This window comes from Litorilinea aerophila (assembly GCF_006569185.2).
Classification (GTDB): Bacteria; Chloroflexota; Anaerolineae; order Caldilineales; family Caldilineaceae; genus Litorilinea; species Litorilinea aerophila.
The window spans coordinates 110,394-131,534 of the sequence record NZ_VIGC02000015.1; the positions used below are offsets into that span (position 1 = coordinate 110,394).

Below are 21,141 nucleotides of genomic sequence, written 5' to 3' on the forward strand. Positions count from 1 at the left end.
CTGCCGGCATCCATCAGCCCGAAGCGGGGCGTCGACAGAAGCGCCACAGATGGAGGGCCATGTCCAGCCCCCCCTTGACCACCACGCCCCAGAGGATCAACTTATCCAGCAGCCACGGGGTTTCGGCGCGGTAATGCTTGTCGTAAAAGATCCACATGGCCTCGTAGAAATCGACCCGAGACTTGCCGCTCTGGCGGCTGGAAGCCTCTTTGACGTGGGTGATTTCCACCTGGCCGTTGTACCAGACCTCCCAGCCCGCGTCTTTGATCCGCTTGGCCCAGTCCAGGTCCTCGCCGTACATAAAGAACGCCTCGTCCAGCAGCCCCGCCTGCAGGATGGCTTCCCGGCGAATCTGCATGTATGCGCCCACCACCGAATCCACGGGGTAGACGCCATCCTCCGGCAGGTACTCCAGGTTGTAGGCGTTGAAGCGGCGGCTTTTGGGAAAGAGTCGGCTCAGGCCAACCTGGCGGTAAAAGCTGACCCGGGGCGTGGGGAAGCTGCGCCGGCAGGCCCGATCCAGGCTGCCGTCCGGCCGGCGCACCCGGGGACCGGCCACCCCCACCCGGGGGTTGGCCTCCATGAAGGCCATCATCTCGGCCAGGGCCGTGGGTGGCAGCACCGTGTCCGGATTCAACAACAACACGTAGCGGGGCAACAAGGCCGGATCCGCCGGTGCTGCGCCATTGCTCTCCTGGGCAAAGCCCAGAGCCCGCAGGGCCACGTTGTTGCCGGCGCTGTACCCCACGTTGACCCCGTTGACCATCAGCCGGGCCTGGGGGAACTCGGCACGCACCATCTCGGCACTGCCGTCGGTGCTGGCGTTGTCTACCACAATCACCTGGTAGCGGAAGTCCACCTGGCTGGCAAACACGGAGCGCAGGCAATGGCGTAGCAGCTCTACCGTATTGTAGTTCAGGATGATGATGGCCAGGTCCAGCGTCCGTCGAGACTCCTGGGCCAGGTTGACGGCCTGGTGCATCTCCGCCGCCCCCGTGGACCAGGAAATGGGCCCCTGTTGGATCTGCCTCACCCCTTCCGGATAGGATTCCATGGTTTTGCCCTGTGCCGTAATCCGTGGAGTGCGCACCCCTTGTTGGGAGGTGGAGCCGGGCACGGCCGCCCTATGCGTAGCTCTTCCCCAGTGAGATGCACCCTCATCCGCGCGCAAGCGGTCGGCAGTGCAAGCGGATTGTAGCACAGGCGCATGGGGATGGTCAAAGTAACCGGGGATTCTGGCCCTGGTCCAGGGGCTCTCCGCGCTGCAAACCCTCCGCCCTGGCTGGAGCCGGAGAAAGGAACAGACAAAAAACATACAGTTTGCATACGCGAGCAAGACAAACATCTTCTACCATGGAGACCGGCAGAGGATGCCAGCCTGGATGAACCGGCCTGGCATATGGCCTGGCATATGAGGAAACGCTAAGCATCGTTTAGCCTGCAGTTAAGGAAGGCGGATCAAGAACCTGCTATAATGAATGCAGGAAACAGGGTATTCCAGCAGTGATTCCTGAAGTGGGTCCACTGCAGAAACCACAGATTTCACAGAAGGGTGTTTTTTAACGCAAAGGCGCAAGGGCGCAAAGACGCAGAGAAACTCAAGAGAGAATTCCTGGCATCAGCGTTCATCTGCGAGAGTCAGCGTCCTGTTTGACCTTGTTGCAGTCAAGACATCCGTGCAATCCGTGGCTTTTTGCAGAAGGGCCTGAAGTAGAACCTGAATTCTGGAGCAATAAGGAGAAAAGACGATGAAGCAACCCAAACTCCTGTCCAAAGCCATCTACCTGACTGCGGCGATTCTAGTTGTCGCCCTGGTCATCGCCTTTGGAGCTGGACAGTGGGTACAGCCGGGCAGCACCGTCACCGCAGCGCCGGCCTTGCAGCAGACGGTCGCCCGTGCCGTGACCGCTCCCCAGAGCCAGGCCGCCTCGGTCCTGCCGGACCAGGAGACCCTGGCCCGCCTCTACGAAACGACCGCCCCGTCGGTGGTGAACATCCGGGTTACCGTGACCGAACCAAGCGCCCAGTCTGGCGTGCCGGAGTTTCCGTTCGGCTTCCCGTTCACACCGCCTGAGACGCCTCGCCAGGCCCAGGCCGAGGGGACTGGTTTCCTCTACGACAACCAGGGGCACATCGTGACCAACAACCACGTGGTGGAAAACGCCGACTCCATCACCGTCTACTTCTACAACGGCATGTGGGCCGATGCAGAGCTGGTGGCCACCGATCCCTATGCGGACCTGGCCGTGCTCAAGGTGGACATTCCCGCCGGCCTGGACCTGCAGCCCCTGCCCCTGGCCCAGGCCGATAGCCTGAAGGTCGGCCACTACGTGGTCGCGCTGGGCAGCCCCTTTGGCCTGGAAGAGACCATGACCATGGGCATCGTCAGCGCCCTGGGCCGCAGCCTGCCCACGGGCGACAGCGGCACCGGCGGCCAGTACTCCCTGCCGGACGTGATCCAGACGGACGCGGCCATCAACCCCGGCAACTCTGGCGGCCCGCTGCTTAACCTGAACGGCGAGGTGGTGGGTGTCAACTTCGCCATCAACTCGCCCGTGCGGGCCAACTCGGGCGTGGGCTTCGCCATTCCCGTCTCGGTGGTCCAGAAGGTGGTCCCTGCCCTGATCCAGGACGGTGCCTTCAAGTACGCCTACCTGGGCATCGCCGGCCAGACCATCAACGCCGACGTGGCCAAGGAGGAGAACCTGCCCGCCAACACCCTGGGCGTCCTGGTGCAGAGCGTGGTGCGGCGCGGCCCGGCGGATGAAGCCGGCGTCCAGGAGAAGGACATCATCGTGGGCATCGGGGAACAGCCGGTGACCCGCTTCGAAGACCTGCTCAGCTACCTGTTCAACCACACCAACCCGGGTGACACCGTGCCCCTCCAGATCCTGCGCAACGGCGACGAGGTCACCCTGGAGGTTACCCTGGGCGAGCGGCCGGGCAGCGGCAGCCAGGGTCAGACGCAGACGGCCGTCTCCCTGTCCGACGCCATCGACATCGCCAAGCGGGCCCTGGAGCGCACCGGCCTGATGACCGAGTTCGACTCCGCCTCTGCGGAGCAGCAGGTCCGCAACGGCCGCACCATCTGGGTGGTCAGCCTCTCCGGCCAGGGCAAGGAAGCCATCGTGGCCGTGGACGCGGAGACGGGCGAAGTGCTGGGTCTGTCGGTCCAGTAACAGCCCCCTGAGGACCATCCGGGCCTGCCCGGGGTGGTCCCAGTCCACGAAGTGCCATCAAGCAAACAGCGGGCGATCTCGTAAATCCCGGCAGAAATTCGCCGATGGTTCCCACCAGAGGGAATGCCGCCGAATTTCTGCCGTGGTATTTACGCCAGACTGTACTGGTCGCTCGCTGTTTTGTTTGGTAAGCTTTCCTGGCCTCAGACGTTGATCCGCCGCAGCAACTCCTCGTTGGTCGGGACCTGCTCCAGCAGCTTGAGCAGCGAACTCAGGGCCACCTTGGGGGTGCCACCGGCCAACCAGCGGCGCAGCTTGGTCAACCGGGGCACCAGCTCCGGCGGGTAGAGCTGCTCGTCCTTGCGGGTGCCGCTGGCCAGTACATCCACCGCCGGGAAGAGGCGGGCTTCGGCCAGGCTGCGATCCAGCACCAGCTCGCTGTTCCCTGTGGCCTTGAACTCCTCGTAGATGTAATCATCCATGCGGGAACCGGTCTGAATCAGGGCGGTGGCGATCACGGTGACCGAGCCGCCGTTCTCGATGTTGCGGGCCAGGCCAAAGAAGCGCCGGGGGATCTCCAGCGCTGCGGCATCCACGCCACCGGAGAGGGTGCGCCGGCTGCCCGCGCCGTGGAGGTTAAAGGCCCGGGCCATGCGGGTCAGGCTGTCGATGAAGACCACCACGTTGCGGCCACATTCCAGCTCGCAGCGGATGTGGGCCAGGGCCAGCTCGGCCAGGGCCACATGTTCCCGGATGGGCTGATCGTTGGAGCTGGCCAGCACCTCGGCCGGGACGGTGCGCCGGAAGTGGGTCACCTCCTCCGGGCGCTCGTCCACCAGCAACATGATCAGCCGCGTCTCCGGGTCCACGGCGTGGATCGCCGCGGCCATCTGGGCCAGGAGGGTGGTCTTGCCTGCCTTGGGCGGCGCGGCGATCAGGGCCCGACTCCCCTTGCCGATGGGCGCGATGAGATCCACCACCCGCATGCTGATCTCCCCGCTGGCCCCCAGGTCGAAGCGCTCGTTGGGATCGATGGCCACCAGTTGTTGGAAGGGGGTGCGCTCCCGGAAGCGTTCGGGGGGCAGCCCGCAGATGCTGGTGACATCCGCCAGGACGGCCCGCCCCTTCTGGCGGCGCACAGGGCCGGCCACCGTGGCCCCTTCCACCAGTTCATAGCGGCGGATCAGGTTTGCAGGCACACGGACATCGTCTGGCCCGGGTTGAAAAGAGCGTTCGGGATCGAGCAACACACCGGCCCCCCGGGCGGCCTTCCCGAGCACGCCACTGGCTGTGGTAGGCACGATTACCCCTATCTAGTCGGCACTGTCGACGGTGGCCAGCTGGTGGAGCAGGAGGCAGTAGGCCTGCTGGCCCCGGTCAAAGCTGCTCAGACGGAAAAACTCGTTGGGCGCGTGGGCCTGTTCATCCTTCAGCCCGAAGGCAAAATTCACCGTGTAGGCGCCCAGGTGCTGCAGGAAGAGGCTGCACACCGGGATGGTGCCGCCGCTGCGAACGTAGTAGGGCTCCTTGCCGTAGAGCTGGAGGTGGACGGCCCGGGCCGCCTGGTTGCCGGGGTGGTCCACCGGCATGCGATAGGGGTCAGCCGCGCTGGCGAAGGGATGCACGTTGACCTTCACGCCGGGCGGCGTGTGCTGTTTGATATGGGCCGCGATCAGCTCCCGGATGCGGGCCGGCTGCTGATTCGCCACCAGGCGGCAGGTGATCTTGGCGTGGGCCTGGTTGGGCAGCACCGTCTTGACCCCCTCTCCCTGGAAGCCGCCCCAGATGCCGTTGACCTCCAGGGTGGGCCGGGCCCAGATGCGCTCCAGGGTGCTATAGCCGGGCTCGCCAAAGAGCTCCGTGACCCCCAGCTCCGCCTTGAACTCGGCCTCATCGAAGGGGACCTGGGCGATGAGCCGGCGGTCCTCCTCGGTGAAGACCACATCGTCGTAAAAGCCGTCCACCAGGATCTTGCCGTCTGGGCTGCGCATGGAATCCAGGATGCGCACCAGCGCGTGGATGGGGTTCTGCACCGCGCCGCCGTAGCTGCCCGAGTGCAGATCCCGCCGGGCGCCCACCACGTCGATCTGGAGCGCGCACAGCCCCCGGAAGGCCACGGAAAGGGCCGGCTGATCCTCGGACCACTGGCCGCCGTCGCTGCTCACCACCATGTCACAGGCCAGCAGCTCCCGATTTGCGGCCACGAAGGGGGGCAGATGGGGGCTGCCGATCTCCTCCTGCCCCTCGAAGAAGAACTTCACGTTGACCGGGAGCTTCCCTTCGGTCTGGAGCAGAGCCTCCACCGCCAGGATGGGGATCAGCATGTTGCCCTTGTCGTCGCTGGCGCCCCGGGCATAGACGCGGCCATTCTGGATCACCGGCTCGAAGGGCGGGTGGGTCCAGAGCTCCAGGGGATCCACCGGCTGGGTGTCGAAGTGGCCGTAGATGAGGATGGTGGGCTTGCCCGGCGCGTGGAGCCAGTCGCCGTAGACCACCGGGTGGCCTTCAGTGGGCAAGATGCGCACTCCTTCGATCCCCGCCTGGAGCATACGCTCGGCCACCCATTCGGCCGCCTCCTGCACGTCGTCCGCGTGTTCGGGCAGGCTGGAGATGCTGGGAATGCGCAGGAACTCCAGCAGCTCCTCGATGAACCGTTCCCGGTTCTGGGCCAGGTACTCTTGCCACGATGCCATGGTCAGACTCCTTTGCGGAAAGGCTACCGGGGACGTACCACCCCGGCAGCATGTGGGTTGAATTTGGGTCGAGGTATCACCAGGGTGAGGCCGGCACTTCCAGCCTGCCCCACGGGACGTCCCCAGGATTGTCCGGCTCCGTTATCCGACGTTATCCGACGCTGTGGCCCCGCTTCAACGGGTTCAGACGATGGGCTGTTCCAGGGGTTGAACCGGCTTGACGGCCCGGGTGGCGATGAAGATGGGCATGTAGTCGGACAGGGCGATGCCCGGCCAATGGTCCTCGTAGAAGCCGGTGAGGACGAAGCCTGCATCCAGCTGGCCGCCAATCTGGTCCGTCAGCGTGTGGCTGAACTCCAGGGGTTGCAGGTCATCCAGGTAGCGTTGCCGCTCCTCCGGACGAAGGCTGGTGAGGTCCGAATAGGGCAGCTGGTGGCGCACCTGCAGGATCCCCTCGTCGGCCAGGGCCTGGTCGAAGATGTAGGCGGCCGGGTTCCAGAAGCCGGCCAGGAGGGCGCCCCCAGGCCGCAACACCCGGAAAGCCTCCGCCCAGACCGGACGCACATCCGGCACGAACATGTTGGAGCAGGGATGCACGATGAGGTCAAAAGACTCGTCCGGGAAGGGGGACAGGTCGGCCATGTCGCCTTCCACCAGGCGCAGGAAAAGCCCCTCCCGCCGGGCGACCCGCCGGTCCTGGGCCAATTGCCTGGGTGAATTGTCCAGGACGGTGACGCTGGCGCCGGCGGCCGCCAGGATGGGTCCCTGCTGACCGCCGCCGGAGGCCAGGCAGAGGATCTCGCAGCCCCGCAGGTCAGCCGGGAACCAGTGTCGCGGGACCGGGCGGGTGGGCGTCAGGATGATCTGCCATTCCCCCCGGCGGGCAGCCGCGATGACCTCCGGCCCCACGGGGACGGTCCACTCGCTGCCCCGCTCCACGGCTTTATCCCAGGCCCTGCGATTGTAGGCTCGAACATCCATCTCCATGCATCTCCTGCCCTTCATTTTGCAAGAGAAGGGAAGATCAGACAAAATCTATCCGTCTTCGTGCAAGAAACCGGGAAAGGATTCGCCCATGGCGCCCAGCCACGCAACCACCCACACCATCCACCTGTTGGAGCAGGCCACGGGCATTGTGATGCCGGTCTACTTCCGACCCGATACCGACCCTGCCTTTGCCCGCTCGCTGCTGCAGGAGACCGTGGCCCTTTTCGTCCGCGAGGTGGCGAACCCGGCCCACATCTGTCTCAGCGTGGATGGACCCGGCCCGGCCGGAGAGACGGCCCATGCGGTCGCTGCGGAACTGGGCCTGCAGGTGGTTCAGGCCCCCCAGAATGGGGGCAAGCTGGCTGCCCTTCGCCGGGGGATGCAACACTTGCTCCAAAACCCGGACCTGCGTTACCTGGCCGCGGTGGATCAGGATGGGGACCACTTTGGCAACGAGCTCCTCAACTTCGTGCGCTGTGCTGAGCATGTGGCCCAGGTGCAGCAGACGGACCGGGTGCTGGTGCTGGGCAACCGCCTCTCCCGCCACCGCCCCCTGGGGTTCCTCCGGGGCGAGCAGGAGGAGCTGGCCAACCGCATGCTGGTGGATGCCCTGACCTACCATGCGGCCCGCTGCGGCCGTCCCCTGGTGTGGCAGTTCGCCGCCGTGGACGCCCCCCTGCCGGACTTCCACTCCGGCTACAAGCTCTTCAGTCGGACCACGGCAGAAGCCGTCTTTACCGCCCCGCCCAACCTGGCCGGCTGCAGCGAAACGGCCTACTATCGCCACGCGTGCGAAGCCGTGATGATCGTGGAATCCCTCCAGACGGGCGCCATCCTGGCCACGGTCAACCGCCGCACCTTCGACGAGCAGCCCACCTCCGTCTTCGCCACCATGGACCGGAGCCAGCTGGCGGCAGACATGATCATCTGGCCCTGCAAGCGCCTGGAAGTGCCCGGCCCTTTCGTGGCCCAGTGGCTGGCTAACCACCTGCCCACTCTGTTGCTGGGAACCCTGGCTCCCCAGGGGCAGGCAGAACTGCTGGCCATTCAGGAACGGGTGCTGGCCGCTTTCGGCCAGCCCATGCCAGCCGGCGACGCCATCCGCCGTCCCCGCTTCATCTAGACCCCATCTAGACCTTTATCCAGACTTTTATCCAGACCTTTTGGCGGCTGCCGTCCTCCATGTTACCATGGCGTCAGCCCGGGGCAACCCCAGACGGAGCCACACGATCTACCCACCACCCCACCCGCACGAAAGGGAGCGAATACCATGGCGCGTCCGAACATTCTTCTGATCATGGCCGACCAACACCGCTGGGATTGCGTTGGCTTCAACGGCAACCGCCAGGTTCAGACGCCCCACCTGGACAGGCTGGCCCAGGATGCGGTCAACTACCCGCAGGCCATCTGCCCCTACCCGGTCTGTACGCCGTCCCGCTACTCCCTGCTCTGTGGCCAATATGTCCACCAACACGGCGGCTGGAACAACCGCTGCACCCTGGAGGCCAACATTCCCACCTTTCCCCGCCTGCTGGCCGAACACGGCTATCGTACCAGGGCGGTGGGCAAGATGCACATGACGCCCACCTATCTGGACGTGGGCCTGCACGAGCTGGAGCTCTGCGAACAGGATGGGGATGGCCGCTTCGACGACGACTATCACCGGGAGTTGATGCGGGCCGGCCTGGTGGACGCCATCGATCTCTACGACCAGCGACGGGAGTTCCGGGTTCGAGCCCCCCAGGCGTACTGGCAAAGCTTCGGCGCGCAGCCGTCCAACCTGCCCGAGGCATGGCACTCCACCACCTGGATCGGCGAACGAGCCGTCCGCACCCTGGAGTCGTGGAGCGAAGAGGGCAACCTGCTGATCTGCAGCTTCGTGAAGCCCCATCACCCCTTTGATCCGCCGCTGCCCTGGGCCACTCTGTACGACCCGGCTGAGCTGGATCTGCTGCCCGGCTGGACCGAAGCGGTGCCGCCCGGCGATCCGGTCCAGGCCTACTTCGACAACAGCCAGTTGACCGAAGCCAGCATGCGCCAGATCATGGCCTACTACTTCGCCACCATCAGCCAGATCGACCACCAGATCGGACGCATGGTGGCGGTGTTGCGCCGCCGCCACCTCTACGACAACACCATGATCCTCTACCTGTCGGACCATGGAGAGTACATGGGTTATCGCCACATGATTCTGAAGCAGGGCCACCCCTACGAGCCCCTGGCCCGGGTTCCCCTCCTGATCAAGTATCCGGGCAATGTGGGCGGCGGCACCACCCGCGCGACCCTGGCCAACCTCATCGACGTCGCGCCCACCATCCTCCACCAGGCGGGGGTGACGACCCCGCCGGAGATGGCCGGGCTCGATCTGCAAGATCCAAACGCGGACCGGGAATACGCGTTCCTGGAGCACACCGTCGCCGGCTACTACATGGCCCGCTCCCGCACCCACAAACTGATCTGGGACCGTGACCCAAGCCGATGTCAGTTCTTCGACCTGCGCGCCGATCCCCTGGAGATGCACAACCGGATGGACGATCCGGAAGTCCAGCCGTTGATCGCCGACTTCCGGGAGGCCATTGTCCGCTGGCGGCTCTTCGACTCCCGGCCGGCGCTGCGCCTCAACCCCCAGGCACGCCAGATCGAGCGCCACCCAGCCGGGCGCATCGGGGAACGAGATCTGCTGCGCATCTACTTCGAGCAGCAGGCTGCGCCGTTCCTGCAGGGTTGAGCCACGCTGCGGACGCTATTTCACCTTCCCCCGCCCCAGCACCGGCCAGATCACCTCCACCTGTTCGCCCCGATAGCCCACCAACTCGTCGTGCAGGTTGAGGGCCATCTCCTGATGCAGGGGGATAAACGTGAGGCGCTCGCCCACCCGGAAGTGGTGGGAGGAGCGGCTCACATCCACATGTCCGTGCTCCACCGACATGGCGTATATCTGAATTTCTGGATGCTCGATGCAGTGGCCGTAGGGCACAGGCGGATAGCTGGCAAAGGTCTTCATGCCGCCGTCAATGATAATGCGGCCCGGCGCTGGCGTGCTGACCACGGTGGTGATGATGCGCAGGGGGCAGCGCTCGTCGCTCAGGTCCTGGCTACTGCGCACCCGGCTCAGCCCTTCCCAGATGTACGAACCGCTGCGGGTCTCGGTGCAGCCCAGTTCCTTGGAGATGGCCTCATGGCCGGTGCCGCCGCCGCTGATGACGTGGAGGGGCAGGCCGGCCTCTTCCCACAGGGCCGCCGTCTCGTCCAGAAAGTCCTTGGCTTCGGACCGACTGGGGTAGGTCATGACACCCTGCAGGTCGATGCCGGGCAAGGCCACGATCTGGCGGGCCAGGGCCAGGGCTTCCTGGGGAGATTGGACGCCGCAGCGTTTGGCGCCGGTGTCCAGCTCGATCAGGACCCGTACGCTGCCGCCATCGCGTTGGGCGCCGTCGGAGATGCCCTGGGCGGTGGCCAGCGAGTCCACCGCCACGGTGATGGTGGCCCGCCGGGCCAGGCGCAGCAGGCGCTCCACCTTGACGGGGCCAACGATGTTGTAGGGGATGAGGATGTCCCGTACACCGGCGGCCACCATCACTTCGGCCTCGCCCACCTTCTGGCAGCAGATGCCGATGGCGCCGCTGGCCAGTTGCATATGGGCGATCTCCGGGATCTTGTGGGACTTGGTGTGGCTGCGCAGGGGGATATCCAGTTCGCGACAGTGCCGGGCCATGGCCTGGATGTTGCGCTCCAGCTTGTCCAGGTCGCAGACCACGGCCGGGGTGTCCAGGTCGTGGATGAGCATGGGTGGGTTCCTCCTATGCCGGTAAATGGTGAGGGTACAATGAGGTAGCTGATATGTTGCCTGAATCAGGGATGAAAGTAAAGTTTACATCTCTGGCTGTTGACAAACCTTTTAACCTTTTTTCCTTTTTTCCTTTTTTGCATTGCTTGACAGCCTCATATCAGTGTGCTAGAATCGCAGTCAAATGGCCTGACCATTTTTCCTATTGGACAATTAAACAGCTCCCAAAATCTATTAGTTGACCTCACTGCAAGAATACCGCAGCGAACGCCAAGTTTTTCTCTGAATACTCCCTGCATCCTCTACGTCCCGGCGGCAATAAAACGCCTTTTGCAGAGGAGTCACTGGTTGCAATTTGAAGTTAAGTTTATTTCCCCAGCTTATTGATGCTTTGGCTGGCTCCAATGGATAGGCATCTGGTGGTAAGGACTGGACCGCCCAAGCAAGTTAGGGAATGGAACGCTGTCTACTCACCTTTTGCCTGCTGGCGTAATAAGTAGATCTAAGTCTATAGTCCTCCCCATTTTTATGGGGCATCCGGGAGAACAAGAGGTGATCGACCCAGATCCTGGGGCGTGTTTGAGACGGCTTCAGCACCAAGCTCCATGCCTCCATGGACAGGCCGTACAACCCTCTATGCTTTGCTTTCTCCCCATCGACAGTCATCCTCACAACATCGCTCAGAAATCGAAACTAATTTCATTTTTCATTATCACTGCTTGAGCCTATGACTCAGAAGCCCGCCAGGTGAAATTGTTGCTACAGACGGTCTGGCGATTGCTTCCAGTTGCAGCAATCACGCCGCTTCCCAACAGCCTAGCATCGCCTGTGTAAAGAACACCCTCTGGGGCAATGTTGCTTTAACCTACCCAAATACTACCGGTTATCTGCTGCTTCCTCAAAGTGGGAGCAGCAGATAACCGGTACCTGGGGTTTATCTCTTTTGCTGCTGCCCTTCCCTTAATTGAAATGAGATGTCAACGGAACCTAAACATACGCTATGATGAAGGAGAATTAGAGATGAGCGAGCAATACCCGATGAGCCGTCGTTCCTTTCTTAAGGGGGTAGTCGCTGTCGCCGGTGGGCTGACCGCGCAGGCAATGGTCGCAGCTTGTACACCGGCTCCTGCCCCTAATGCTTCCGTTGCAGGCGAAGCACCAGCCAACCAACAACCCGCCGAACTCTCCTTCATGACCTGGTGGTTGCCTCCACTCGTTATAGGCACAGCGGTGGAGAACGCTGTCAATGCATTCAATCAGAATCATCCCGACATCCAAGTTCAGATCGAACCTAACCCTGGTAGTCCTGACGCGCAATTGCAAAAATGGCAAACCTTGCTCGCTGCTGGAAATCCTCCGGATATGACCTTAATGCGGCCTCACTATCACAGTGCATTCGCATCCCGGGGTGCATTTCTGCAGATTGACGAGTTATTAGATGGTGCCGCAGAGGTGCAGCGGGAAGATTTCTGGCCGCAAACCTTAGATCGCCTCTCGTGGAACGGCAAACTCTGGGGATTGCCCGCCGAGATCTGGTTTTCATTCGTTTTCCTGAATCTCGACATGTTTAAAGAGGCCGGAGTGGAGTTTCCGAACGATGACTGGACCTGGGATGATTATCTGAACATTGCCACCCAACTCACCTCAGGCGAAGGAGTCAACCGACGCTTTGGCACTTCTTCTCTAGATCCATGGTGGGTTCAGATGGTGCGGGCCTGGGGAGGCGAGGTACTGGACGAAACGGAGACATCTTGTCTGGTGGATGTGTCTCCAGCTCCAGAAGCCATTCAATGGACGGCAGATCTAATTAACGTGCATAAAGTAGCGCCAAGCGCTGAAAATCTGGCCGATCAGAATGTTTCATCTCTCTTCGAAACAGGGCGCATCGGCATGCATGAATCGGCAAATTGGTATTTGAGTGAGGCCATGAACAAGTTCAAGGGCGAGTGGGGAATCGCCCCCAACCCCATTGGTCCCAATGGTCGCCAATCCATCGTACAAGGTGCCAACTACGCTATCTTTAAACAGACCAACTATCCAGATGCAGCTTGGACGCTGATGCTCGACATGTCAGTCGGTAATGGCCAGCAGATCCTGCTTAAGGAGACGGGCATTTTTCCGACAGTTCGTACCCTGGCCACTCTAGATTATCTCCCCAACTACGAACAGCGTTGGATCGACGTCAGCCTGATGTCTGCCGAGGTCGCCCGCCCTGATCACTTTGTCCCCAAATACGTGGAATGGTCCACTGCGGCCCGCAAGGAATTAGACGAAGTCTGGGTGGGTCGTAAGACGGCTAAGGAGGCGGCGGAAGCGATGTGTCCCGTTATTAACGAAATCTTGGCGGCAGAATCATGATCAGCGATGCACTTCGGCGTGCGGGATTCATGGGTACCAGACCTCGAGGCCGCCTCGCACGCCGCGAAAATCTGGAAGGCTGGCTTTTCGCCAGCCCCTGGATTCTTGGCTTTCTCATCTTTACGTTGGGCCCGATGGTGGCCTCAGCTGCACTCTCATTTGCCCAGTGGGATATTGTGACACCGCCAAAGTGGATAGGTTTCGATAACTTCGAGCGCTTGGGCACAGACGCTAGTGCACTCCATGCGCTGAAAGTGACAACAGTCTATGCCGTAGTTAGTGTGCCCCTACAGATCGTCTTGGGCGTTATTCTGGCATTACTACTCAACGCTAAGATCTCCGGTCTTCGTATCTATCGTACAATCTACTACCTGCCGGCGGTGCTTTCCGGCGTGGCCGTGGCTCTGCTCTGGCGCTGGATCTTCTCGAAAGAGTTTGGCCTATTAAACTTAGGTCTGAGCTTTCTAGGTATCGAAGGACCAGGATGGCTTACCGATCCCGACTGGGCACTCTGGGCGCTGATTCTCATGAGCCTCTGGGGGGTCGGTGACAGCATGGTTATCTATCTGGCCGGCCTTCAGGGCATCCCTACCGAACTCTATGAAGCCGCAGAGGTAGATGGAGCTAATATAATACGACGTTTCTTCAACATCACCCTGCCCCTCCTGACCCCTGTGCTGTTTTTCCAACTCATCATTGGTATCATTCGCTCGCTTCAGGTCTTTGTCCAGGCCTTTATCATGACCGATGGCGGCCCAGCGGATGCTACCCTCTTCTACGTGTTGTACCTCTACCGTAATGCTTTTCTTTACTTTCGCATGGGATATGCCTCGCTGCTTGCCTGGGTGCTCTTTGTATACGTCCTGCTATTGACGTTGCTTGTTTTCCGCAGCGCACGGTTCTGGGTCTACTACGAATCAGAGGCAAGGAGTAGATAACGAGCATGGTATCGCAGGAACAGACGATCTCGTCACAGCAAACTGCGGCCGCTGTCGGACGACGACGGATCAGCCTGCGGCGGCGCCTGCGCGAGTCCGGCCTTGCATTGATGATCCATCTCATCCTCATCCCAATGGCAGTACTCTTTCTCTTGCCGTTGGCCTGGATGTTGTCTACATCTCTCAAAGACGCGTCCGGGGTCTTTGCATTTCCACCCCAATGGATCCCCGATCTAATCCGGTGGGAAAATTACGGTCTGGCCATGAGCGTACTGCCTTTTGGTCGCTTTTTCATGAATACCTCAATCATTACTTTCACGGCCATGTTTGGACAATTGCTCTCATGTTCTCTGGTCGCCTTTGCTTTCGCTCGACTGCGTTGGTCGGGACGCCACGTATTGTTCATCATAGTTCTATCAACTATGATGCTACCCAACCAGGTGACCCTCATCCCCACCTTTCTACTTTTCCGCCAACTCGGTTGGTTAGACACCTTTCTCCCCATGATTGTACCGGCCTTCTTTGGTGGCGGTCCGTTTCTTATTTTTTTGATGCGGCAGTTCTTCATGACGTTGCCCACAGAACTAGACGACGCAGCCCGAATCGACGGATGCAATACTTTTGGCATTTACTGGCGAATTATCTTGCCTCTCGCCAAACCAGTCATGATTGCGGCAGCCATCTTTTCCTTTGAATCTCACTGGAACGACTTTTTCCGGCCCCTCATTTATCTGCAATCAAGAGAAAAGTTCACGCTTTCCCTAGGGTTGCATGCGTTCAACTCGGATTACGGCCGTGGCACCGACTGGCATCTGTTAATGGCGGCGTCACTTGTGGTCATGCTACCCGTCATTCTCGTCTTCTTCATCGCCCAACGTTACTTCATCCAGGGCGTCGTCTTCTCAGGTGTCAAAGGATAAAAGCAAATGAGCCCCCCCAACATCCTTTTTCTTATGGCTGACCAGATGCAGGCCCAGGTGTTGGAACCAGACCACGTCTGCCGCACCCCTCATTTAGATCGACTGTCAGCTCGTGGCATACGCTTTACCCAAGCCTACACACCCAACAACATCTGCTCACCCAGCCGGGCCAGTCTAATGACAGGGCTAATGCCCCATAACCACGGCGTGCTGGAAGTGCTCTACCCGAAAGTTCCAGACCTACACGTATTACGCAGCGACAAACCCCACTGGGCTCAACGCCTAGTGGAAGCCGGATATCGAACAGGGTATTTCGGTAAATGGCATGTGGAACGCACTAATCAGCTAAACCGGTTTGGATGGCAAGTGGACGGTGGTCACGCTGGTGCGCTCTTTCGCGCTGCAGAGAAAGAGATATTGGATGGGGAGCCGCTAAAGCCTCCCTGTAACCCGGCTCTCTATCTCAATAGGCCCATTGGATATGGTCCCCATCTGCTCTATGGGATCACGGAACGACCGGCGGAAAGACGCAGCATGGGCATTACCACTACCATGGCGCTACGCTTTTTGGAAGAGGCCGTGAAGGGACCAGCGCCATGGTGCTGTTTTGTTAGCTTCGTCGAGCCTCATGATCCGTTTATCGCCCATAGGGACATATACACCTCGTACGCAGAGGCGAATCTGCCCCCACCTCCCAATGCAGATGACGAGCTGGCAGACCGGCCAGGGCTCTACCGTAGGGCACAGGGCATCTGGAAACAATTGAGTGAGGCCCAGAAACAGGAAGCCCGGGCCTGTTACTACGCATCGATCACCGAGATCGACTGTCAGTTCGGTCGTCTTCTCGATTTTTTGGAAACCAGTGGCCAACTTGACAATACCGTTATCGTGATGACCAGCGATCATGGAGACCTGCTGGGTGCCCACGGACTCTTCTTCAAAGACATCTCAGCTTTTGAAGAGATCTATCGGATCCCCCTGATTGTTAGCGGACCCGACATCGAAAAGGGAGCCCTATGTCGGGCACGAGTCGGTCTACATGACCTATGCCCGACGCTACTAGAATTGGCCGGCTGCAAACCGTTCGACGTCCCGGACTCCCGCTCCTTTGTGCAACTACTCCAGTCGCCATACAGAATCGGCGAAGAGTGGACCCGGGGCTACGCTGAGTACTATGGCAACCGTTATCGCTTGACCCAGCGAGTAGTCTGGAACGGACCATGGAAATTCGTCTTCAACGGTTTCGACTTCGATGAACTCTACAATCTGGATGAGGATCCTTGGGAGATGGTGAACTTGTCCCTGGATCCGGCCTACGAAGAGCAAGTGCAGCAGATGATGCACCTCTTCTGGCAATACGCCCGAGCAACTGGCGATACACCGCTCACCGAGACCCTCTATCCCGCTCTTCGTTTGGGCACTGTTGGGCCGCTGTTCGGAGAGGAGACATCCGCAGTGGAACAATCTGACTGGGACTATCGGCGATAAAAATGCATGATCCTTCCACACAATGGAGATGCAGGGGTATATTATTAACATGAAAGTGCGCTACGAAGGTGCCACTGAATTCGTGGCCACGGACAAAGAACCCAAACCCATCAAAGTGATCGTGGAATGCCCGGAGGGTTTGACAGCCGGAACCGACGTGCGGGTCTCGATCAGCACCTTCCACTCCTATACCCGGGTGTGGACACTCGATGGAATCGAGGTGGAAAATGGAAACGGGCGCTTCGTGCTAGGACACGGCCTGCCCCATACCTGGCACCAAATGACGCGAGGAGGGGTAGGGCCAGCCGGTGGCGGACTAATTGGCCGCCCCGTAGGAGAGGTTTACCTCTGTACGATCCAAATTACCCAATCGCTCAGTCCCGGTGCGCACCTTGTTTTCGCTTTCCGGGCCGCAGCCTCTCCCCACGCCGATGTGGAAGGATCCCTCCTGGTGAAGGTACGTGCACCAGGCGTAGAGTCTTTCGAACCGGTGGGGGAACCTATGCCGCTGCACAATGCACCCGGTGATCCCGTGCGCCTGGAAGTACGCTGGGCTGCCGCTCCCGACGCACACGGAAAGCATCGAGCGGTGGTCTTCGCCACCGATGAATTACTCAACCCTGTTCTCGGATATCGCGGAACGATCACGCTAAAGGCGGACGAGGCGGTGGAAGGGTTGCCCAAAGAAATCAAAATGGGTACGGACGGGAGAGGAGTAATTGATGGTATCCAGGTGACCAATCAGGGACCTGTACGCGTCGAGGTTCGGGACGCGGCACGAGATCTGGAAGCCCGCAGTGCACCCATCCGACTTCCAGTCCCAGACGATCTGAAGCACTATTTTGGTGCCATACACTTCCACACCCGTCTCTCAGTAGATGGAGATCGGGATCCACGGCGGGCCTACGCTTATGTCCGAGACTATCTGAATCTAGACGTGGTAGCGATGACCGACCACGCACCTGTGGGGTTTCTGTGGGAAGAATGCATAGCAGTCAATGAGGAATTCTACGAGCCGGGCTATTTCGTCACCATTCCCGCCTGGGAAAGTTCAACCGCCTACGGTCATGCTAACCTCTATCTACGTTCTCCGCACCTGGATGCCGGTCCCTGGTACTGGGATCCGGACATCTGCCCATCAGAGATTACCTGGCCCCAGGATGTAGTTATGGTGCCTCATCATACCAATGCCGGGCAGATCTTCGCTCCCGGCGAACATCGGGAGATGATGGATAAGGGTATCTATTGGGCCAAATATAATTGGGCGATCCCCAACAAACGGGCTCGGCTGGTTGAGATCGTCCAAGGCCGAGGAAATTTTGAGGCAGATGCGCTGGACGAGCAATGGGGCATTCGCATGGGTGGCCAGGGAGCTTCCGTACAAGATGCACTGGCCCAAGGTTGGCGCCTGGGATTCGTCGCCGGCTCAGACAACCATGCAGGTTATCCAACCCAGCGGGACGGCCAATATGTGGGAATAACCTGCTTTCGAGCAGATGCACTGACCAGAGAAGCCATCTGGCAAGCAATGGATCGGCGACGGACCTACGCTACCTCAGGCGTACCAATTGTCTGTGATTTCTGGGTAAACGGCGTCGCCTCCGGCGGTGAAGCCATTTTGGTGGATAGAGAAGGTGTAAACTTTACGGCTCGTCTATACGGCACGGCTCCCATTGAAATCGTGCAAATTATATCAAATGGACACTGCGTGTGGCAGGACCAGCCGAATCGATGGGACATAGAATACGATGAATTAGAACTGCCTGTACCAGCAGGAGAATGGGCTTATTACTATCTTCGGTTGCGCCAAGCTGACGGCCATCGCGCATGGCTAAGCCCGGTGTGGCTGGACCGTGAGTACAATTAAGGCAAAGGGCGGCCACGGGACTGTGGTTGTATCCTGTCTACACCCAATGCCCAGAAGAACTGCCCCTGAGGAAGGGCAAGAAGGGCACCATGAGCGTCTATTGCACCTCCTCCTGACTTGCTCCTGACTTGCTCCTGACTTGTCCAGCTTCCTCATCTTGGCAACTTTTATAAAACACACAAAATCTTCAGCAAGTCATCTTCTATAAAGCCCCCTTGACATAATACAACTTTAAAACAGCCTTAACTCACCCACATGCTCCCGGATCTTGAGCACCGCCAGGCCGATTTCCTCCATGGCCTCTGGCTCGGCCAGGAGCAGGTTCTGGGTGAGCCAGATGGCCTCCTGGCAGGCTTGCTCCGCCACAGGGCAGGACGTCACCCGGCTGTAGGGCTCGGCGAGGGGCGGCTGGCGGTAGAGGGGCACCGCGTAGCCGGTGGAGCAGGGCACGCCTTCGGCCTGGAGCGCGGCGACAAAACGATCCCGAGGCACGCCGCCAAAGGCAGCCGGCTCGTAACGCAGCATGTAAAGGTGGAAGGCGTGGGCATCCACCCGGGCATCCCACCCCATGGGCCGCAGTCCGCCAATTTCCTCGAAGATGGCGTTGAGGCGGCGAGCATTGGCCATGCGGCGTTCCAGCTGCGCGTCGAAGCGCTCCAGCTGAGCCAGCAGGATCCCTGCCTGCCAGCCGGTCATGCGCAGGTTACTGCCCAGCAACCCATGGGTATACCAGGCCCCGCCGGGGGTGCGCCCCTGGTTGATGAAGCTGCGCAACTTCGACGCCAGCTCGTCGTCCTGGGTCAAAAGGATGCCCCCTTCTCCGGCCGTCAGGTTCTTGCTCAACTGGAGGCTGAAAGAGCCGATGTGGCCCAGGGTGCCCATGGGCGTGCCTCGCCAGCGGCTGCCGTGGGCATGGGCCGCATCCTCCACCACGAAGAGTCCATGACGTTCGGCCAGGGGCAGCAGCGCGTCCATGTCCACCGGGTGGCCGGCAAAGTGCACCGGAATGATGGCCCGGGTCCGGGGGCTGAGGGCCGCCTCCACCGCGGCCACATCCAGGTTGTAGGTGTCCGGATCCACGTCCACGAAGACGGGTGTCGCGCCCACCAGCCGCACGGCGTTGGCCGTGGCGATGAAGGTATAAGGCGGCACGATGACCTCGTCACCGGGGCCGATGCCCAGCACCCGCAGGGACGCCTCCAGGGTCAGGGTGCCGTTGACCGCCGCCAGGCCGTGGCGCGCCTGGTGAAGACGGGCAAAGGCCCGCTCAAACTCCCCCACCAGCTCATTGAAGCCGCCCCATTCGCCGGACTCCAACACCGCCAACAGGCGGCTCTTTTCCCGCTCGTCCCACTGGGGCCAGCGGGGCCAGGAGCGGGTACAGACCGGCGTCCCGCCGTTGAGCGCCAATTTCGCCATGGAAGCTTTCCTCCTGTCTGGCTCGGCATCTGAGAATGCCGACTCCGCGTCCGAATGGTCAAGGGACGGCAACGAGAGCTGGATAAAAATCTGGGCTCATCTGTGAAATCTGTGGACGCCCCATCAATCCAGGGCACGCAGGGGATCTTCCACCAGGGCGGCCAGGGTGTCCAGGAAGGGAGCAGCCCGCGCGCCGTCCACTACCCGGTGGTCACAGGAAAGATGCAGGGCCAGCATGGGACGCACTGCCGGCTGACCCGCCACAGGGGCCACCTTCTCCACAATGCGCCCTACCGCCAGGATGGCAGCCTGGGGTGGGTTGACGATGGCCCAGAAGCTGTCGACGCCGTACATGCCCAGGTTGCTCAGGGTGAATGTCCCCCCCTCCAGGTCGTCGGGGGTAAGCCGACCGGCCTGGGCCCGCTCCACCAGCTCCTTGCGGCGGGCCGCAATCTGGGCCACGCCCAGGGTATCCGCGTGGTGGATCACCGGCACCAGCAGCCCCTCCTCTACGGCTACGGCCACACCGATGTGGATCGCGGGGTTGGCCACGATGGTGCCGTCGTGCCAGGCGGCGTTGAGGCGCGGATGGCGGCGCAGGGCCACGGCCACCAGCTTCACCAGCAGATCCGTGTAGGTGACCCGCTCGCTCAACCGGTCCGCCAGCGACTGCCGCCAGGCCATCAGGCGGCCGGCATCCACCTCCCGGGCCAGGTAAAAGTGGGGAACCGTCTGCCAGCTCTCTGTCAGGCGCGCCACCATCCGCGACCACAGGCGAGACTGGGGCAGGGCCTGGGTGGACGGGGTGGCCGGTTCTACCGCCTGCTCCAGGTGGGCCAACACGTCCCCGGCCAGCACTGCGCCCGCGGGGCCGCTGCCGGGCACAGCGGCCAGATCCAGGCCATGCTCTGCCGCCAGGCGGCGGGCTTTGGGCGATGCTGGCGTAAGCCGGGGGACGGCCTGCGGGGATGAGGCAGCGCGGGCGGCCAGGTGGGCCAGCACGTCGTCCTTCTGGATGCGGGGGCCGGAGGACTGCACCTGGCTCAAGTCCACGTTGTGCTCGGCGGCGATGCGGGCGGCCACCGGGCTGACCGCCGGCCGGGACGGGGGCAAAGGCTGGGGGGGAGCAGCAGGCTCCGCCTGAGCCTCCTGGGGGAAGGGCTCATCCGGCGCGGCGATGAGGGCGATGACCTGGCCCACGGGCACTTCGTCCCCTTCCCGGGCCGTCACCCGGCGCAGGATACCCGAGGCGGGCGCTTCGATCTCCACCTCCGCCTTGTCGGTGGCGACCTCCATCAGGGGTTCGCCCTGGCGGACCTCTTCGCCCTCAGCCTTCAGCCAGCGCAGGAGGGTCCCCGTCTCCTGGTTCATGCCCAGGGCGGGCATGTAGACTTCTTTCGGCATCGTCCCATCCCTCTGTTTCTGGTACAATCCGGCGTAAATGCCACGGCAGACGTAGGTCACGCATCCTTGCGTGATAGGGCGCAGGGAAGGCTCTGGCACCC

The 21,141-nt window shown here is 61.3% G+C and carries 15 protein-coding genes; 8 read left to right on the forward strand and 7 right to left on the reverse strand.

What is annotated here, in order from left to right:
* Positions 1–13 precede the first annotated feature (13 nt).
* Complete coding sequence (locus FKZ61_RS13120; protein ID WP_211358545.1) at positions 14–1,054, reverse strand: glycosyltransferase family 2 protein; 1,041 nt, start codon at positions 1,052–1,054, stop codon at positions 14–16.
* Positions 1,055–1,748: 694 nt separating this feature from the next.
* Here FKZ61_RS13120 and FKZ61_RS13125 point away from each other — a divergent pair.
* A complete protein-coding gene (locus tag FKZ61_RS13125; protein WP_141610571.1) occupies positions 1,749–3,179 on the forward strand; it encodes a trypsin-like peptidase domain-containing protein in 1,431 nt (476 codons plus the stop codon).
* Positions 3,180–3,382: 203 nt separating this feature from the next.
* Here FKZ61_RS13125 and rho read toward each other — a convergent pair whose 3' ends face one another.
* The 3 genes from rho to FKZ61_RS13140 all read right to left on the reverse strand — a co-directional run bounded on the left by rho (position 3,383) and on the right by FKZ61_RS13140 (position 6,853).
* Positions 3,383–4,480, reverse strand: coding sequence for a transcription termination factor Rho (gene rho / locus FKZ61_RS13130; RefSeq protein WP_326838570.1), 1,098 nt, complete (start codon positions 4,478–4,480; stop codon positions 3,383–3,385).
* A gap of 12 nt (positions 4,481–4,492) precedes the next feature.
* The gene (locus FKZ61_RS13135; protein WP_141610572.1) at positions 4,493–5,872 is read right to left on the reverse strand and encodes a dipeptidase; all 1,380 of its coding nucleotides are present in this window, start codon (positions 5,870–5,872) and stop codon (positions 4,493–4,495) included.
* Between the two features lie 183 nt (positions 5,873–6,055).
* A complete protein-coding gene (locus FKZ61_RS13140; RefSeq protein ID WP_141610573.1) occupies positions 6,056–6,853 on the reverse strand; it encodes a class I SAM-dependent methyltransferase in 798 nt (265 codons plus the stop codon).
* Between the two features lie 94 nt (positions 6,854–6,947).
* On the opposite strand from FKZ61_RS13140, the gene FKZ61_RS13145 reads away from it, so the two are divergent.
* On the forward strand, positions 6,948–7,982 hold the full coding sequence (locus tag FKZ61_RS13145) for a glycosyltransferase family protein (protein WP_141610574.1): 1,035 nt from the start codon (positions 6,948–6,950) through the stop codon (positions 7,980–7,982).
* Between the two features lie 147 nt (positions 7,983–8,129).
* Entirely contained in the window at positions 8,130–9,587 is a 1,458-nt protein-coding gene (locus FKZ61_RS13150) for a sulfatase family protein (protein ID WP_141610575.1), read from the forward strand.
* A 15-nt stretch (positions 9,588–9,602) separates the two neighbouring features.
* On the opposite strand, the gene FKZ61_RS13155 is transcribed toward FKZ61_RS13150, so the two are convergent.
* The gene (locus tag FKZ61_RS13155) at positions 9,603–10,646 is read right to left on the reverse strand and encodes an alanine racemase (protein ID WP_141610576.1); all 1,044 of its coding nucleotides are present in this window, start codon (positions 10,644–10,646) and stop codon (positions 9,603–9,605) included.
* A gap of 1,020 nt (positions 10,647–11,666) precedes the next feature.
* Here FKZ61_RS13155 and FKZ61_RS13160 point away from each other — a divergent pair.
* From FKZ61_RS13160 to FKZ61_RS13180, 5 genes are read left to right on the forward strand one after another with little or no spacing between them, the layout of a single operon-like run.
* A complete protein-coding gene (locus FKZ61_RS13160; RefSeq protein WP_170199669.1) occupies positions 11,667–13,004 on the forward strand; it encodes an ABC transporter substrate-binding protein in 1,338 nt (445 codons plus the stop codon).
* Positions 13,001–13,942 carry a carbohydrate ABC transporter permease gene (locus tag FKZ61_RS13165; protein WP_229964243.1) on the forward strand — a complete coding sequence of 314 codons (942 nt, stop codon included), beginning with the start codon at positions 13,001–13,003 and terminating at the stop codon, positions 13,940–13,942. The genes FKZ61_RS13160 and FKZ61_RS13165 overlap by 4 nt, the downstream gene beginning before the upstream one ends.
* 5 nt (positions 13,943–13,947) lie before the next feature.
* Positions 13,948–14,862 carry a carbohydrate ABC transporter permease gene (locus FKZ61_RS13170; protein ID WP_141610578.1) on the forward strand — a complete coding sequence of 305 codons (915 nt, stop codon included), beginning with the start codon at positions 13,948–13,950 and terminating at the stop codon, positions 14,860–14,862.
* A 6-nt stretch (positions 14,863–14,868) separates the two neighbouring features.
* Positions 14,869–16,350, forward strand: coding sequence for a sulfatase-like hydrolase/transferase (locus FKZ61_RS13175; RefSeq protein WP_141610579.1), 1,482 nt, complete (start codon positions 14,869–14,871; stop codon positions 16,348–16,350).
* A 49-nt stretch (positions 16,351–16,399) separates the two neighbouring features.
* Positions 16,400–18,217: a CehA/McbA family metallohydrolase domain-containing protein gene (locus tag FKZ61_RS13180; RefSeq protein WP_141610580.1), complete on the forward strand. Its 1,818-nt coding sequence runs from the start codon at positions 16,400–16,402 to the stop codon at positions 18,215–18,217.
* A 231-nt stretch (positions 18,218–18,448) separates the two neighbouring features.
* Here the strand turns inward: FKZ61_RS13180 and FKZ61_RS13185 are convergent, their stop codons facing one another.
* Both FKZ61_RS13185 and FKZ61_RS13190 read right to left on the reverse strand, forming a co-directional pair.
* Positions 18,449–19,636 (reverse strand): DegT/DnrJ/EryC1/StrS family aminotransferase, encoded by a 1,188-nt coding sequence (locus tag FKZ61_RS13185; RefSeq protein WP_141610581.1) that lies wholly within the window; start codon positions 19,634–19,636, stop codon positions 18,449–18,451.
* A gap of 123 nt (positions 19,637–19,759) precedes the next feature.
* On the reverse strand, positions 19,760–21,040 hold the full coding sequence (locus FKZ61_RS13190) for a dihydrolipoamide acetyltransferase family protein (protein ID WP_141610582.1): 1,281 nt from the start codon (positions 21,038–21,040) through the stop codon (positions 19,760–19,762).
* Between the last annotated feature and the right edge of the window lie 101 nt (positions 21,041–21,141).